The 16,851-nt window shown below is 32.0% G+C and carries 15 protein-coding genes; 5 read left to right on the forward strand and 10 right to left on the reverse strand.

Annotated elements, in window-relative coordinates; translation table 11 throughout:
* Positions 1-8: 8 nt before the first annotated feature.
* Genes D1815_RS23275 through D1815_RS23285 form a run of 3 tightly spaced genes read right to left on the reverse strand, consistent with a single transcriptional unit; the run spans position 9 to position 5,199 of the window.
* Entirely contained in the window at positions 9-3,428 is a 3,420-nt protein-coding gene (locus tag D1815_RS23275; protein WP_118389749.1) for a T9SS type B sorting domain-containing protein, read from the reverse strand.
* A gap of 27 nt (positions 3,429-3,455) precedes the next feature.
* Positions 3,456-4,295 carry an ABC transporter permease gene (locus tag D1815_RS23280; RefSeq protein ID WP_027392249.1) on the reverse strand — a complete coding sequence of 280 codons (840 nt, stop codon included), beginning with the start codon at positions 4,293-4,295 and terminating at the stop codon, positions 3,456-3,458.
* Positions 4,296-4,299: 4 nt separating this feature from the next.
* Complete coding sequence (locus D1815_RS23285; protein WP_118389751.1) at positions 4,300-5,199, reverse strand: ABC transporter ATP-binding protein; 900 nt, start codon at positions 5,197-5,199, stop codon at positions 4,300-4,302.
* 140 nt (positions 5,200-5,339) lie between these two features.
* Between D1815_RS23285 and D1815_RS23290 the strand changes: the two genes are divergently transcribed.
* Both D1815_RS23290 and D1815_RS23295 read left to right on the forward strand, forming a co-directional pair.
* On the forward strand, positions 5,340-6,407 hold the full coding sequence (locus D1815_RS23290; RefSeq protein WP_027392247.1) for a hypothetical protein: 1,068 nt from the start codon (positions 5,340-5,342) through the stop codon (positions 6,405-6,407).
* A 72-nt stretch (positions 6,408-6,479) separates the two neighbouring features.
* Positions 6,480-7,175, forward strand: coding sequence for a hypothetical protein (locus D1815_RS23295; RefSeq protein ID WP_118389753.1), 696 nt, complete (start codon positions 6,480-6,482; stop codon positions 7,173-7,175).
* A 19-nt stretch (positions 7,176-7,194) separates the two neighbouring features.
* On the opposite strand, the gene D1815_RS23300 is transcribed toward D1815_RS23295, so the two are convergent.
* From D1815_RS23300 to D1815_RS23330, 7 genes are all read right to left on the reverse strand, one after another.
* On the reverse strand, positions 7,195-8,253 hold the full coding sequence (locus D1815_RS23300; protein ID WP_027392245.1) for a nucleoid-associated protein: 1,059 nt from the start codon (positions 8,251-8,253) through the stop codon (positions 7,195-7,197).
* Positions 8,254-8,265: 12 nt separating this feature from the next.
* Complete coding sequence (locus tag D1815_RS23305) at positions 8,266-8,775, reverse strand: hypothetical protein (protein ID WP_027392244.1); 510 nt, start codon at positions 8,773-8,775, stop codon at positions 8,266-8,268.
* A 56-nt stretch (positions 8,776-8,831) separates the two neighbouring features.
* Positions 8,832-9,860 carry a heme A synthase gene (locus D1815_RS23310; RefSeq protein ID WP_027392243.1) on the reverse strand — a complete coding sequence of 343 codons (1,029 nt, stop codon included), beginning with the start codon at positions 9,858-9,860 and terminating at the stop codon, positions 8,832-8,834.
* A gap of 31 nt (positions 9,861-9,891) precedes the next feature.
* A complete protein-coding gene (locus tag D1815_RS23315; RefSeq protein ID WP_027392242.1) occupies positions 9,892-11,313 on the reverse strand; it encodes a CCA tRNA nucleotidyltransferase in 1,422 nt (473 codons plus the stop codon).
* An 8-nt stretch (positions 11,314-11,321) separates the two neighbouring features.
* A complete protein-coding gene (locus tag D1815_RS23320; protein ID WP_027392241.1) occupies positions 11,322-11,891 on the reverse strand; it encodes an L-threonylcarbamoyladenylate synthase in 570 nt (189 codons plus the stop codon).
* Positions 11,892-11,998: 107 nt separating this feature from the next.
* Complete coding sequence (locus D1815_RS23325; protein WP_118389755.1) at positions 11,999-13,105, reverse strand: glycosyltransferase family 4 protein; 1,107 nt, start codon at positions 13,103-13,105, stop codon at positions 11,999-12,001.
* A gap of 1 nt (position 13,106) precedes the next feature.
* The gene (locus D1815_RS23330; protein ID WP_118389757.1) at positions 13,107-14,036 is read right to left on the reverse strand and encodes a glycosyltransferase family 2 protein; all 930 of its coding nucleotides are present in this window, start codon (positions 14,034-14,036) and stop codon (positions 13,107-13,109) included.
* Between the two features lie 210 nt (positions 14,037-14,246).
* Between D1815_RS23330 and D1815_RS23335 the strand changes: the two genes are divergently transcribed.
* The 3 genes from D1815_RS23335 to D1815_RS23345 are packed head-to-tail and all read left to right on the forward strand — an operon-like array spanning position 14,247 to position 16,786.
* A complete protein-coding gene (locus D1815_RS23335) occupies positions 14,247-14,897 on the forward strand; it encodes a bifunctional 2-polyprenyl-6-hydroxyphenol methylase/3-demethylubiquinol 3-O-methyltransferase UbiG (protein WP_027392238.1) in 651 nt (216 codons plus the stop codon).
* Positions 14,898-14,902: 5 nt separating this feature from the next.
* Positions 14,903-15,700, forward strand: coding sequence for a lipopolysaccharide kinase InaA family protein (locus D1815_RS23340; RefSeq protein WP_118389760.1), 798 nt, complete (start codon positions 14,903-14,905; stop codon positions 15,698-15,700).
* A 33-nt stretch (positions 15,701-15,733) separates the two neighbouring features.
* Positions 15,734-16,786: a glycosyltransferase family 4 protein gene (locus D1815_RS23345; protein ID WP_158594499.1), complete on the forward strand. Its 1,053-nt coding sequence runs from the start codon at positions 15,734-15,736 to the stop codon at positions 16,784-16,786.
* Positions 16,787-16,851: the final 65 nt, after the last annotated feature.

The raw sequence follows: 16,851 nt of genomic DNA on the forward strand, positions 1-16,851 counted from the left end.
TAGATGTATTATCTTATCAAAGAGAAACTTCCTTTCCGAATTCTTCCATCACTTAATTCTACACGAAACCAATACTCGCTGGAAGGCATTAACGAGCCGCTATATGTTCCATCCCAACCATTTCCAGATGGAACTAATTGTTTTAATAATTTCCCACTTCTATCAAAAATATAAATGATAGAGTTGCCAAGTACCTGAGCAGATATTCCCTTTACGTTCCAAGTTTCGTGAAAACCATCTCCATTTGGGGTAAAATATTTAGGGAAACCAACTACGGAAATAGCTTGAGAGGCTTCTGGTCCGCAACCATTCTTGTCCCTAACATATACCGTGTGGAATCCTGGAGGAACATCTGTAAAGATTGGACTATCTTGATACGTTCGGATGTTAGCATCGTTAAAAGCAATTGCATATTCGTAGTCTCCAGATCCTGAAACATTTATCGTTACTGTATTGTTGTCCGATGCATCATTAATTTCAATAGGTTGTATAATAGTGGCTGGAGAAGAATTTGTAACAGTTACCATTCTATCTTTAGAACATCCTGTGGTTTGATTTGTAACTGAAACAGTATATGTTCCTTCTTGAGATACATTGATACTTTCTGTAGTCTCGCCATTTGGAGACCATAAATAATCGAAATTACTTGAGTTTCCGGATTGTAATCCTGAGTTAATAGTAACATTAGTGCCTTCACATAAAAAAGCTTCAGCTAATTCTTCAATATCTGGCAGAGGATTTACAAATAATTGCACTTCATTAATACCATAACACTGATTTTGATTGTCTTCTACTCTGGCGTAAACAATGTCTTGTCCTTGAGTTCCTGGAGTTGTATTGGTATAAAATACAATTTCATTAGTTTCACTTAGCGCATTTTCATTAGTTTCATAATATGAAACAGAAAGATTGGGACTTGCTATTCCGAGCAAGATTTGAGGGTTTGCTTGTGTAAGATCAAATTCTCTAAAACCATCTTCTATGCCGTCATCATCGCAAACTGCTAAAACAGCATCACTCGCGGATGTAGTACTTACTAGTAAATCTAAGGTAGTTGTTCTAAAACATCCCGTAATATCATCTATTACTCTTACGAATAGTTGTTGATTAGTAATTGTATTTATAAAAGTATTTGTATTTGAAATAACAGGGGATCCAGTTTCGGCAGATACCATATCCTCAAAAAATAATACCGTACGATCTGTTGATCCACCAGTAATTTGATTTATATTTTGATTTAAATTGAATGATGTTATTCCGTCATTTGTGTTCAGATATTCATCACATTGTGATAGAGAAGAATTATTGGCAACGGGTAATATATTAACGGTTACAGGAATTTCTGTAGTATCAAAACAAGCTGTGTTCAAGATGTTTTCAAGTCTGGCAAATATAGAAGTCATTGCGCTTGATAATACTACATTTGTTGGATCCGAAAATGGATTCGTATTATTCTCGGCATCAATTAATGTAGCGTGATAACTAAGGTTGTAATCAGAAATATTTTGACTGCCATAAATGTCAGAATTGATTGTGGTTAGATCATATGTAATCATTCCATTGGTGTCATCTCCATCATCTGCATTATCACAAGCAACTATTGGACTAGTATTAAAAGCTGTGGGTCCATCAAAAATCTGTACCTGAAAACTAGATGTATTATGACAGACTATATTTTCTATATTCTCAATTCTAATAGCAATAGTTTGTGGGTTGTTTTCTGTTTCGAAATTTCCAGATATCTCATTTATATCAGCATCAGCATCGGTAATCGATCTAAAATAACGAATTTGAAACTGACTAGGATCCTGCATTCCGAGAATCGAAGAGTTATAAATAGAGAGATCTAAACTTGTTACTCCATCATTATTATCATCACAGATGATTTCATTCATTGGTGTGTTTTGAATGGTAGGAACTTCAAAAAATGTCACATTAGCAACACCAATTAAAGGGCAACTTCCATCATTTAGATCAACTTCTAATCTATAATTACCAGTGGTTGTAATGTCTAGAAAATAAGGAGTGTTTGTGACTGCTACATCATTGATATACCAAGTATATGTGGCTGTAGAGATATCTTGATATTCAAGTCTAAATGTGTCTCCTTCACAAAGTAAAAGGTTTACATTATTTACGTCACCATTATTTATGATATCAATTGACTGGGCAAAAATAGATTGGATAAAAGGAGGAAGTCCTATTCTGGATCCTCTTCTTCCATCTGTGTTAACTAATAACCCTCTATCACTATAGTTGATATTTGTTGCTAATTCTTCGGGGTTTTCTATAACTCCAAGATAATTTCCAGTTCCAGAATCAAAATCATATAAAGCTCTGTAGATTCTACCGTCCGGTCCTAATTGCAATGCTCCCGCACTAAAATTAGAATTGTCTTGTCCGTTCTCATTTAAAATTCGAGTGCCACTAGCGGCGATTTGGTTGTCGGGTAATGTAAGATCGAATTGCATAAGAAAACCATTGCCAAATCCTCCGTCTCCAATACCAACTGTAGTATATAAACGTTGACCACTTTGTGAAAATTCAATACCGTAAGGTGCATCACCATCATATAATTCTATCTCATTACTTACAATTCCTGTACTATTATCAAAATCATAAAACAATACTTTGCCAGGCCCATCACCTCCAGTTACAGTAGTCAATCCAAAATGAACTACAGCTAATTTATCACCTTCTGGAGAGGCTTTTAGGTAACCTAATGCATTACGACGGTATCCAGAAATAGGAACAGTAACTCCAACCTGTGATGTAACGGGAGTAGTGTTAACACCTGTTTGATCAACACTAAATGCATAATAGGTATCAATAAAATGAGTAATTACCCAAAAAGAATCACAATCGTCACTTTTTACCGCTGTTATTTTTTCTGAACATCTGTATAAGCTTTCTAAAGAATCAGAAGTATCATACGTTATTAGCGGAAGATTTTTTTGACCAGAAATTACAGCCCCATTTCCTCCATCTAACGACATATCTACTACCGAATATAATAGTCCATCATTTACTCCATCTCCATCATTGGTGTTGGAATCTCCATCTGCATTAAAATGATGAGGCTCATCTACAGTAAAAACAATATAAATATTAGGAGTGTTTGGCTGAGGGACAATCAATGCAGATGAGGTACTCGAAGTATCTCCTCTTAGATCTTCTCCATTTAACATGATACTATGATTCTGCGTATAAATAGTCGAACCATCTGTATAAAAAAGAAGATTTCCAGTAGCATCAGATATTGTTGTACATCCTTCTAAAGTACTTATCCTACCATCTGTAAGTGGAGTAGGAGGTGTAGTACTAAAGTTGACTCCCGCATTTTGTCCAAAATACCAGTTATTAGCTTCTCCTTGCGAAAATACTGAAGCTCCTAATAAAAGGAAAAAGATGAACGATATGTGTTTCATGAGTTGAGTTCCAAAAACCCAAAGATATTATAAATCTCTCTTTTTAAGAAGATAATACGAAAGTCTAACAAATATTACAGTCCAGATTAACACAATTAGTATCTCATACCAGTGTACAGCATAGTCTCTTTGAAAGTTTTCTCCTAGTTGATTAGCTGCAGATTGTATAAAATTTAATCTAGTTATTGGTTCGTTAATAAGATTAGACATACTATCTAAAGGTAAAAAAGGTATAATTTTATCTATGATATCAGAATCAAATTTCCATTTAATTAAACCAGAAAATAATCTAAAAGCGCCTTCAATTAGCTGCCAAAAAATAAGAAAACCAAGAGCAAAAGCTGAACGTTTGATAAGTATTCCTAAAAACATACAAAAAGAAAAGAAACCAACTAATTTTATGAAATAAGCAAAAATAAATTCTAAATCCGAAAATATAATTGAAATCTCATTGTAATCAGAAAATATCAATCCTAGAATTAGAGATACTAAGAATAAAAAAATGGTAGATATTAATGAAAAAACAACAACGGTAAGAAACTTAGAAGCAAGAAATTCTTTTTTGCTTAAGCCATCTATTAGGTTTTGTTTTAATGTCCTATTAGAGTATTCATTCGCCATAATAGATACAATAACTATGGCTAAGAAAAGCTTTAACCAAGCAGCAATCCAAGCATTAAAATGCCATATATATGGAAAATTAAAGATCCCTTGATCCGCTAAACGAAAATTCACTCCTCCAAAACTAAATTCATAAGATGCTATAAGAGAAATAAGGAGTATTAATACAAAATAAGTTATAGTCAGTACTTTCGCAGACTTATTATATCGTAATTTCTGAAATTCTATATTGAGTAATCGTAACATGGCTTTAGTTTAAGTTGTTGGTTAATTGTAAGAACTGTTCTTCTAGACTTTCTTTACGCTTTACAAGATGTGTCAGAGTAATACCAGCGTCATACAGTTGCTTGTTTAGACTTTCGGCATCTAATTCATTATTTAAAAAAGCGATCAGTTTGCCGTCCTCTTCTTTAATATTACCAAAAGTACTTTGTTCAGATAACCACTTCTTTAATATGCTATTTTGATTACTGTTTAATTCAAAGAAACCATGACTTGCATTCATTTCATCAACCGGTCCAGAATATAACTTCACTCCTTTTCTAATAATAACCACGTGACTACATACCTTTTCTACTTCATCTAAAAGGTGAGATGCTAAAAGAATTGTAGTACCTTGAGATGCAATTACTTTAATAATTTCTCTGATTTGATGAATCCCTTGTGGATCTAATCCATTTGTAGGCTCATCCAGAATAAGGATCTCTGGATCATTTAGCAATGCAGAAGCAATTGCTAATCGTTGTTTCATACCTAAAGAAAAAGTTCTGAACTTACTGTCTTTTCTATCTAAAAGACCAACAAGTTCTAGTTTTTCATCAATTTTATCAGCCGCTACTTCTTTTATTTGACATACTAACTTTAAGTTTTGAGCAGCAGTCATATAGGGGTAAAAATTAGGACGCTCAATAATTGCTCCTACTTTTTTTAGTGCCTCATGGGTGGACGACGATCCGTCGAACCAGGTAAAATCTCCAGAAGTTCTATTGACAACATTAAGAACAATTCCTAAAGTAGTTGATTTACCGCTTCCGTTAGGTCCTAAAATACCATATACGTTTCCTTTTTTAATTGTAAAGGAAAGATCATTGACGGCTGTTATTGGTCCGAATCTTTTGGTAAGATTCTTTAAAGTTAGAATGGTTTCCAATTGTGATTATTTTTGGTGGTTATATTAAACTAGACGACCGGTATTAAGTTTTGTTACAATAAAGTTGTGGTTTGTTAGTAATTGAATATTGTATTTCGAAACCTTTTCTTTCGTAAATTGCTATCCGAAAGCAGCTGAATATGGAAGAAAAGTTAATGTCTAAAAAGAAACCTACCTATCCGATTAATGATAGTTTGGATCGTTATTTAAAAGAATGTAATCGTAAAATTAAGATTCCAGTATTTTATGATGATTTGTTGAGGTTTTCGGGTTCCATAGTTGTTTATGATAGTAATGATGAAGATACTTTGTGGGTTCGCGTGTATTATGAAGAGCATGAGCGGCCAGAGATTGAATCTAGTTTAAAAAAAGTATATACGATATTACATTCTGATGGAAATGAAGATGCTATAGAGTTTCTTAATATCGATGCAATTGACTATTGTACCTTTGGAAATTCAAAGCCTTTTAGAGTTCGAGTTCGGAATATCCTTAATGATAATTATACATATATTTATGTTAAGAAAGCAGATGCTTCGCGTATCTACGGACTGGAATTAGAGCATATGTTTTCGCCCAATAGAATTAACTTTTTAGTATATAAAAACACACTCATAGAGGAGCATATTGCAGGTATTCCTGGAGATGTATTTATTAAAGATTTTCTGCCGGATTTAAGTGATCAGGCTAAATCCCAAATAGCAAAAGAGTTTGTGAAGTTTAATGAACGTTGCCAGATGCGTTTATTAGGAGATATGAGATCATATAATTATGTTATTATCCCTATCCATGATTTTGATCATGTAGAATATAAAATAAGGGCTATAGATTTTGATCAACAATGTTTTGAAGGGAAATTAAAAGTATACCAACCACAGTTTTTTAAAGAGAATTTTGATATGGTAGATATTGTGATGAATAAACTTCAACCTAGTTCTATAGAGCAGTATAAAAAAGAAGAACGTTCTATTCTTGCAAAGCGAATATTGAATTCTAGATCCCGTTATGAAACCCTTGTGAAATGTATGTGCGAAGACACTATTTCTACAGAAAAAAACTTAAAAGAATTAAGAGAGCATTTATATAATTTTACACTAGACTTAAAATTTAGGCGAAGTAAGTCGATGGGAGAAGTTTTAAAAACAGCGTTGGATTTCGTGAAGCGTAATTATGAAAATGTAAATATGAAACGATTGTTGGAGGGCTGATTTAATTATAGTTTTTCTATTGTTTTAATATTTGATTAATGGTTTCTAGTTATTAGTAAAAAGTTCTTAATTATGAAAATAAATCCTTGGGCTTTTGGAGGCTTATTTTTGTTAATATCCGGTATCTGGATGTGGAATAACTTTGAACTTCCGAAATTTTATCCTTTTGAAAAAACGGCAAAAGTAGAGGCGGTAGTTTTTCATTCAAGACCAGTCCAGCCAAGGCTTCCTGATTTTGGAGGTGGAGTAAATGATCTAATGGTGAAATTTGTTTATCAAGTGGATAACATAACTTATGTATCAAAGTATAGAGCTCATAAAACTGGGCAATTTCAACGTTCAGGAGATTCATTACTAGTTGAATATAGTATTAATAATCCGCAAAGAACAAAACCTATTCTATACTGCTATAACGTTTCTGGTAAACCTAGACCTGAGGGGTTTGTAAAAAGTTTTCTGCATACAAAACCTAATGGATATAAGGCATTGGATTTAAGAGAAAATATATTTACTTATGAGGACTATGGAGAATACGGTGAACGTTTTATCAAAACTACTGGAACATATATTAAAGAAAGTGGAGTAATTAAATTATCACCATTAATTTATTATCAAAATAGATTGGTAGGGGATTCTATAATAGAAGAACCAAAACCTATTAACAAAGATGATGAGAAAATCTTCCTAAGTGATTTTATTGAAAATCCAGATGAATCAATTATAGAAGTAAATACAGGCCTTATTTTTAGTATAAAAAGTTCGAGATAATACTTAACCCAGCGCTATATTAATCCTTCTGTTCTTTATTAAAATATACCAGGTAATAGTACATCTGTTTTTCTTCATCCCAACCTTTTTCTACAAATTTTTCTGCAGATTCTGGATTGATAAAATCCATTTTAATTTGGATGTTAGTATCTAAATTAATAGTGTTTTTAATCTTTTTTCTTGCTGCAGAAACTGCAGTATTGGCAATTGGGAACTCAGTAAGATCTTCGATATGATATTTTGGAGCTTTTTCTGTTTTGTAGTGTTTAAATTCTGGGATAAGATCTGGATTATCTATAACTTCATTAAGGAAAGCGGATTCTTCGAAGGTGTCATTTTTAGCAAAGTGATTTACAGCTCGGTTCATAAACATCACTTCTTCTTTTTTGTCTTCTGCTGGTAATACTACGTCCTTTGCAAAATCCTGACAGAACTTCATGTATTTTTTTGTGTAGAAGTTTTCATCGGCAAATGCTTCTACTCCAAGAAAATGCTCTAACCAATATTTAGTATCATAACGGTTAGAGTCTACAGAAAGAATTTTATATCCTTCTTCTTTTTTATGATTGAAAATAAGGCAACCTTTATCAAGTTTATTAAGGTTAACTCCTTGTTGGTGTAACAGTGCTATGTTAGTTCCTTTTTCTTCAAATTGAAGGAAATCATATTTTAATTCTGATTTAAAAATTCCAACAGCAGAAGTTTTTTCATTATCTATGGTAAGATTATCTAGATAAACAACATATACTTCACCACTTTTGATATGTGGGTGTTGCGATTGCTCGTATAATAAAGAAGCAATTCTTTTGGATTTTTCGTGTGCCGATGCTGGATTGTTAAAAATTTCGGTCACTATCTTATATAGCGGATTAAACTCCACATCAACTTCATTAACAAACTGAAAATAATTCTCTTCTTTTTCTCTAAAAGGCTTAAAGAAATACTCCTTTAATAGCGCAGTTAATTCATCATTAAGTGCATACGGAGCATCAGAAAGAAATATGTTCTCGTTTCTACTTTTGTTTCCTATTTTATGAATCGAAAGAGATTCAATCTGGGTGCTATATAAGTTGATCATATTCTTTTAGTTTTAATTCCAATGTTCGTCAAATCCTAATTCATCATAATCATCAAGGTCTAAGAAACCTTCATCATCACTATTTTGGTCTAAATCATCAGCTTTAAATTCTTTATCGGGAGCATTGTCAGGAATTTGTCCGTGAACGAACATAACATTCGGGTACTCTCGTCCATTTTCATATTCTGCAATTTCGGCAAGCTCTACCAAAAATGTCCACATACTTAAAAAATCATATATGTAGATCAATCTTGGAGAAGCTTCATGAACTACATCATTAAGTGTTGTTTCATTCATTAATCTTACTGGCTGATTGCCATCACTCATGTCAAAAAGAGATATCTCTTCTCCTTGATTCCATTGCTCATCACTAGTGTAAAAAGATGCCATTTCCATACCATCAAAACCAAAAGATTGGTTGATGACATTATGGAACTGCTCTAAAGTAGCATCTTGTTCGATTTCGATATCTCTAAATACATCTTCTTCTGTATCCAGGATAATTCTGAAACGGTAAATCATTCTTGATTAATTTGGATTGGCAAAGATACAAACTTGTTCGTGACTATTTTAAAATTTTAAGCTTCAATAACTTTATTTTTAAACACCTCTAATATGATATAAAACTGTACACCAAATAATAAGGATGATATAACCAAGTGCAAGGGTTGTGATAGAAAAGGGAAATCAAAATAATACATTAATATTCCTGTTAATGCTTCTAAACCGATTAATCCTATAACCCAATTTAATTTAGATATTCCTAATTGCATTTTTTTGTTATACCAAAGAAGCCAAGTATTTATTAAAACAATCAATATGGAAAATGATCTGTGTATATAGAAGGTGAAAGTAGGAGGGCTTAACCATTCGGATTTTGTATGCTCTCCAACAATTTTAATTTGTTCATCAACATATTGTCTTACCTGAGTTCCTAACGCCACTTGTATTAGTGTAAGTATAGTAGAAAAAAGTAATATGTTTTTAAATGTAGTTCCGAACTTAATGGATGTGATTTTTTCTCTTGTTAAGAATAATACATATAACAATATTGCTAGAATAATGAAAGCAACCAACATATGGACAGTAATTCTAAGTGGTAGTAAATTAGAATCGACTACAATTTTCCCTAACCAAGCCTGAAAGGCCATTGCAATAATTGTAATACACGCATATATGGGTATTTTACGATTTTCTTTCCAAAATCGTAACGATAGGATAAACATCAATAAAATTGGAATTCCAGAAAGTACTGTAACAAGTCTATTGATATATTCAATCCAAGTATGCCATACATTAAACTTAGCATAATCATGTTTGGTGTAGGGTTCCCAATTATCAGGATTGTATGTGGAAGCAGATGAGAAGTCTCTAGTTGCGATTCTTAATTCTTTATCCAATATGACTATAAACCCTTTTTCATATTCATAATTAGCTTTCCATTGGATCTGAGCTTCATCTGTAGGGGGAATATAATACCCAAAGCATTTAGGCCAATCTGGACATCCCATTCCGGATCCTGTCATTCTAACAACTGCTCCAGCAATTATGATTAAATATATAAGTACAACCGATGTAATGACAAGTGGCCTGAAATATTTTTTCATATGTTTATACTAAAGATTATGAGTGTCTTAGTTATTTTTTTAACCCTAGTTCTTCTCCTTTATTAATCATAAATTGATAAGCAGCTTCATGTTCATTTGGTATTTCTCCCTCCAAAATAGCTTCTTTAATGGCTTCCTTTATAATTCCAATTTCGCGAGAAGGTTTAATGTTAAACGTTTTCATAATTTCTTCTCCGCTTACTGGGGGCTGAAAATTACGAACATGATCTCGCTCTTCTACCTCGACCATTTTCTGACGTACAATTTTAAAATTGTTGTGGTATTTTTTAAAGCGTTTAGGGTTTTTGGTAGTAATATCAGCTTCGCAAAGCGTCATTAATTCGTCTATATAATCACCAGCATCGAATACCAATCTTCTTACTGCAGAATCTGTTACATCTGAGGCAATAACAATCGGGCGAGAACTCATTAATACCATTTTCTGAACAAACTTCATTTTGTCATTCAAAGGCATCTTTAGGCGCTTAAATAGTTTAAATACCATTTTAGAACCTACAAATTCGTGACCATGAAAAGTCCATCCTACTTTTTTATTAAATCTTTTTGTAGGAGCTTTTCCTATATCATGTAATAACGCTGCCCAACGAAGCCAAAGATCATCTGTGTTTTCGGATATATTATCTACAACTTCTAAGGTGTGATAGAAGTTATCCTTATGTTTTTGTCCTTCTACTTCATCAATGCCTTTTAGAGCCATTAATTCAGGCAAAATGTATGGTAGTAATCCTGTCTGTTCTAGTAAAAGAAAACCTACTGAAGGTTTTTCGCTAAGTAATATTTTATTAAGCTCATCAACAATGCGTTCTTTGGTGATGATTTTAATTCGGTCTTTATTTTTCGTTATCGCTTCTAATGATGTTGGTTCAATCTTGAAATTGAGTTGCGTAGCAAAACGGATTGCTCTCATCATTCTAAGAGGATCATCAGAGTAGGTTATATCTGGATCTAATGGTGTACGAATAATTTTAGACTTTAGATCTTCTAGTCCATTAAAAGGATCTAAAATATCTCCAAATGTATCTTCAGAAAGGCTTAGTGCTAAGGCATTAATAGTGAAATCTCTTCGGTTTTGGTCATCTTGTAATGTCCCATTTTCGACAATTGGGTTTCTACTATTTTCTCGATAAGATTCTTTTCTGGCACCTACAAACTCGACCTCTATGTCATTAGCTTTTAACATAGCCGTTCCGTAGGTCTTAAAGATTTGAATTTTTGGATTTCCCGGAAGTAATTTAGAAACTTCTTTTGCCAATTCAATTCCGCTACCTACAGCTACAATATCGATATCTTTTGCGGTTCCTCTTTGCAAAATATGATCTCTAACAAAACCACCGATAACGTAGCTTTCTAATTGAAGATTAGCTGCTGCTTTGGTAATAGTATTAAAAACAGAATGTTGTAATGCTTTTTTATAATTTTTCTCTTCCGACATGAATCAATTTACTTCCTGATAATTTTCACTGTGCTATCACCACCTATTTTTATAATTGAAGAAGGTTTAGCATCTTTATTTTTCAACGGCAAATTTACAACATAGTCAACGCCTTCCAAAATCTCTTTACTTATTTCTTTTAGGTTGCGAGGAGTGGATTTTCCACTAATATTAGCAGAAGTAGAAACGATTGGTCTTTTGAATTTTCGGATTAACTTTCCGCAAAAAGGATCACGAGCGACTCTAATTCCGAGTGTATTATCTGCTGCAATTAAATTTTCTGCCACTCTTAGTGGTCTGTCATAAATTATTGTTGTCGCTTTAGATGCATATTTTAATATGTCATAAGCAACCTCAGGAACCTCTTCTACATATTGTTGAAGCATCTTGAAATCACTAACTAGACATAACATGGACTTACTATCTGCTCTTTGTTTTAAAGCGTATATCTTGTCAACCGCCTCAGCATTGGTTGCATCACATCCAATTCCCCATACAGTATCTGTTGGATATAGAATAAGTCCTCCTTTTTTAAGAGTATCTATTGTTTTTTGTATTTCTTCTCTTTGATCTTCCATTCTTGTTGAATTTTAGAATTATATTTTCTATGTCAATGCACTGTAAAATTATCGTTTATAGATATTCTGATCTTACTGTGTTGATAATTATAGTTAGATGATACTTATTAATCTAGTATTATATTTTTATAAACTTCTAAAGTTTGCTGTGCCATATTAGCGGTTGTGAATTTTGTAATAAGCTTTTCATATCCTTTATCAACAAAACTCTTTTGTTTTAAAGGGTTTTCTGAAAGTTCTATGATATGTTTAGAAAGGCTTTTAGGAGTATGCATAGGACTTAATAAGCCATTAATATCTTGGTCAACAATTTCTGGAATACCACCTACATCAGTACTTATTACTGGAGTTTTATGATAAAAAGATTCGTAGATTACTTGTGGGACACCTTCGCTTTGAGAAGTGACAAGGCTTACATCAAATTGTGGTAAAAAATTGGATGCATTGGGAGTGTATCCTAAAAACTCTACATGGTTTTCTAAATTTAATGCTTTGATTCGTTCTTTTAAAGCCTCAGTTCTGTCAGTAAACGTACCTATTTGTATAAAGAAGAATTCTTTTCTTTTTTGTTTGTTAATAATAATATCTACAATATCAACTAAGGTGTCTAAGTGTTTAGCTCTGATGTGATTAGCTATGTTTCCTATGATAATTTTGTCACTTGCTAGATTGTATTTCTCTCTAAGTAAGAAAGGTGTTTCTGTACTTTTGGTTTTTAGATTTGTTCCATGGTAAATAGTAATTAGTTTTTCCTGATTTTCGATTCCTGCAGAAGCAATTTTCTGAGTTTCTTTGGATACACAAAGTACTTTTTTAATTTTAGGGTAGTTGTACTTGTACAACGTCTTTTTTCGTTGTTTAATAGGAAAAGAAGTTTTTTTACTAAAAACAAAAGGAGGTAGTTTGTAAAATTTATCTGCTAAAATCGCTAGTAATATGGCACTAGGATCATGAATATGGATGATGTCTACTTTCTGTTTTTTACATACTCGACCTAGTTTTATGAAAAATCTAGGATCAAATTTTGGCCATAGAGTGGCAGGAATAAAATTTAAGTTGGTTTTTTTTAATCTTTTATGAAATGCACCATTTTTTACACAAAAAATTGTATTCCTTACTTCAGGATTTGATAAAGCTAGCTCAGAGCATAAGTTTTCTATATGGTTTTCGCCACCACCCCAGTTTTTAACAGCAGATAAATGTAAAATATGCATACTACTTTCTTGCAATTGTTTGTTTTAATTTTAATGACTCTGATAAAGAAGCGCCTTTTAGAAAAAGTATAAAAAGAGAAAAGTTTTTGGGTTTAATAATAGATTTAAAAAAGAACTTAAAGGTTAACCAAGATCTTAATACCTGATAAGCTAGGTATCCTGAGTTTTTTCTAAGAACATATAATAGTGAAATTTTTAATTCCTTTTTAATGGCTATACTTTTCTGGGTACTTTGTCCCTTAAAATGAGTGTAACGACCTTGCGGAACAAGATAACAATGACCATTTGATATGTTCTTCGAAATTCTATAGCAAAGATCCGTTTCTTCGTAATACAAAAATATATTAGTATCAAAACCTCCAACTTTTTCAAAAGCATCTGCCGAAACAACTAAAAATGATCCAGGTACACTTTGTACTTTAACTGAAGCGTCATAGATTTTCTTTCTCTTAGGATATTTTGTTGGATTAATTTTTTCTAATACTTTTCTTCCGAATAGTTCTCTGCGTAAAGAAAGAAAATGATCAAATGATTTTTGTACCTCTCCTTGTTCATTATACTGTTGAGGAGCACATATTGATGCATCTTCCGTTTTTTCTAGAAAATTAAAAACAATATTTAGGCAATCATTTTGTAGGATGGTATCGTTATTAACGAAAGCGTAATATTTTCCATTAGAAAATTGTATTCCGTGCATATTTCCTCCTCCAAAACCAGTATTATACTTACTTCGGATTAGTTTTAGATTTGAGACTTGTAATTCTTTAATCTTTTTATCCAGTAGTAGATAATCATCTAATTCTGAGGCGTTATCAACTACAATAAATTCATAAGATATGTCGTTTGATGTCTTCTCTATAATTGACTTAATACAATCTATAGTAAAAGAAGAAGAATTGTAATTGATTAGTATAATCGAAATATCTTTCATAATAATTTATGCGCTTAAGGATCAAAAGTAAAGGTTGCATTTCGATAAAACAAGCAATTGGAATTTGTTTAGTTTTTGTTTTAATAATGTTCTTAACGAATAATATATTACCTGATTGCGAGAATACCAATGTCAACAATATTTAAATAGGTTTTTTTGATGGAAATTATATCGTTTAATTTTAAATATATTTGCAGAATAACTTAACAAATGGATTACGAAAATAAACCTAGTGGTTACTACGACAATATTAGAGACGAAATGATTCAGTATTTGCCGGAAAACCCAAAAACTATTATTGATGTTGGCTGTGGAAATGGAGCTTTTGCTGAAGTCTTAAAAAATACAACAGGCGCAGAGGTTTGGGGTATAGAATATATGGACAAAGAAGCTCAGGTAGCCAAGAGCAAATTACACAAAGTTTATTCTGGCAAATGTGAAGATTATATAGATGAATTGCCAGATAAGTATTTTGATGCAATTTATTTTAATGATGTATTAGAGCATTTGGTAGATCCTTATGAGGTTTTAGATAAGATAAAGCATAAACTAACTGCAAATGGTGTGTTGATTAGTTCTATTCCTAATGTTAGATATCACAATACCTTTATGAAAGTTCTTGTTCAGAAAGATTGGAAGTACGAGGATTTTGGTGTGATGGATAGAACGCATTTACGCTTTTTTACAAAAAAGAGCATTCAGAGAATGTATGAAGATCTGGGTTATGAGGTTTTAGTGCATACAGGCATCAACCGAAGTAGATCTATAAAACCGTACTTGTATAACATTCCGGTGTTATTTACTCAGCTCGATATTAGGTATCCTCAATACGCAACTGTAGCAAAATTCGAAAACACCTAACGACCATGAAAAAAAACTTGGTTGTACATCCAGATCATACTGATTTGACTCCGGCTATTGAAAAAGCAATTGTTGATTTTGATAATCATAAAGAAATTTTAGGAGATGCTGAACGAAATGTCATAAAGATAGTTACTGTAGGGAATAAGAAATTTGCTATCAAATCTTTTAAAATCCCTAATATTGTCAACCAAATTGTTTACAAGTTTTTTAGAAAGTCAAAGGCGGAGCGATCATATAGATATGCTAATAAACTATTAGATTTTGAAATTAAGACTCCTTTTCCAATTGCCTATGAAATAAGGAGTACTTCTTTTCTATTTAAAAAGAGTTTTTATATAAGTGAATTAGTAGAAGCTGATCTTACCTATAGAGAATTAACTACTGATTTTAGTATTGCTGATCATGAAGAAATACTAAGAGCTTTTACTAGGTTTACATATACTTTACATAAGAATGGAGTGAACTTCCTGGATCATTCTCCTGGAAATACTTTAATAAAAAGAAAGGAAAACGGTTATGATTTTTATTTAGTAGATCTTAATCGCATGGAGTTTGGTAACATGAATCTTGAAACTCGTATTAAAAATTTTGCACGTTTAACTATTCATAAATCTATGATAGAAGTTATGAGTGATGAATATGCAAAATGTAGTGGAGAAGATAAGGCAAAGGTATTTGATCTTATGTGGGGATATACCAAAGATTTTCAACATCGTTTTTATCGTAAAATACGTATTAAAAAGAGAATATTTTTTTGGAAGAAAAAATACAAAGAAAGAGTGTCTAAAAGTCCTATTTAGTTAGTTTTTGTGAAAAGTTAGTTGTTTTTTCATGTGAAGAGAAGATTAAAAAGAGAAGTAGTTATGTCAGGAAAAAGTAACTTAAAAGAGCAATTATATTTTTCACTAATTCATAAATGGAAATATATTGTTGTTATATTATTTTCTGTCTTAAGAAAAAATAAATCTAGAAGGATAATAAACAAAGCAGTTTATATCGCTAGAGAAAAGGATAAAGATTGGATTTTTGGAGCTAAAGTAAGACGGTTATCTAAATATTCATCTTTAAATGCAACTACATTTTATCATAATAAGTTAAAGAATTTGCCAAAAGCAGATGCGTATTATTTTATTTACCAAAACTATTTTTGTCGATGCTTAAGGAGTACTCCAAGTATTTTGTTTAAAAAAAATGTAGTGATGTTCACACATCCCACTTGGTCCAAAAAATATTCTAAAACTCATGTAGTTTGGTGCCTCAATAAAGCGGATTATGTTATTTGTTTAAATTCTGAAATTAAGAAGTATTTGATAGATCTAGGTGTAAAACCTGATATTCTTAAAGTAATGCATATTGCTACCTCTTCTTCTTTCTTTTATTCGCACGAAAGAGGTTCTGGAGGTATAGGATTTTGTTCAACATTTAGTGATCGAAAAAACCCAGACTTAGTTCTTGATTTAGTGAAAAATATGCCTGATCGACAGTTTTATTTAATTGGTCGTCATTGGCAACAATATGATAGGTTTAATGAGATATCTGACTTGCCTAATTTTAAGTACCTTGAAGAAGAACCTTATGATTCTTATCCAGATTTGTATAGTAAAATAGATGTTTTTGTATCTCCATCTTTGATCGAAGGAGGTCCTGTACCTGTGCTAGAAGCAATGATGTCTAATTGTGTTCCCGTAGCATCAAGAACTGGTTTTTGTCCAGATCTTATTACAGAAGGAGAAAATGGTTTCTTGTTTGATGTAGATGCCGATTATAAAGAAGTAATTACCTTAATAGAAAAAGCATTTTTAATTAAAACGGATGTTAGAGAAACCGTGTTGCCTTATACTTGGGAGAATTGTTCTAAAAAAATAGATGATTTGTTTATTAATTGATCTGATCTTGTCTTTTATTTTATAGTGTAGGGTGTTTATGTATTAGCCTCAATGCTACTGTTTGA

Origin of the sequence: Aquimarina sp. AD1, from assembly GCF_003443695.1 — a bacterium.
Classification (GTDB): Bacteria; Bacteroidota; Bacteroidia; order Flavobacteriales; family Flavobacteriaceae; genus Aquimarina; species Aquimarina latercula.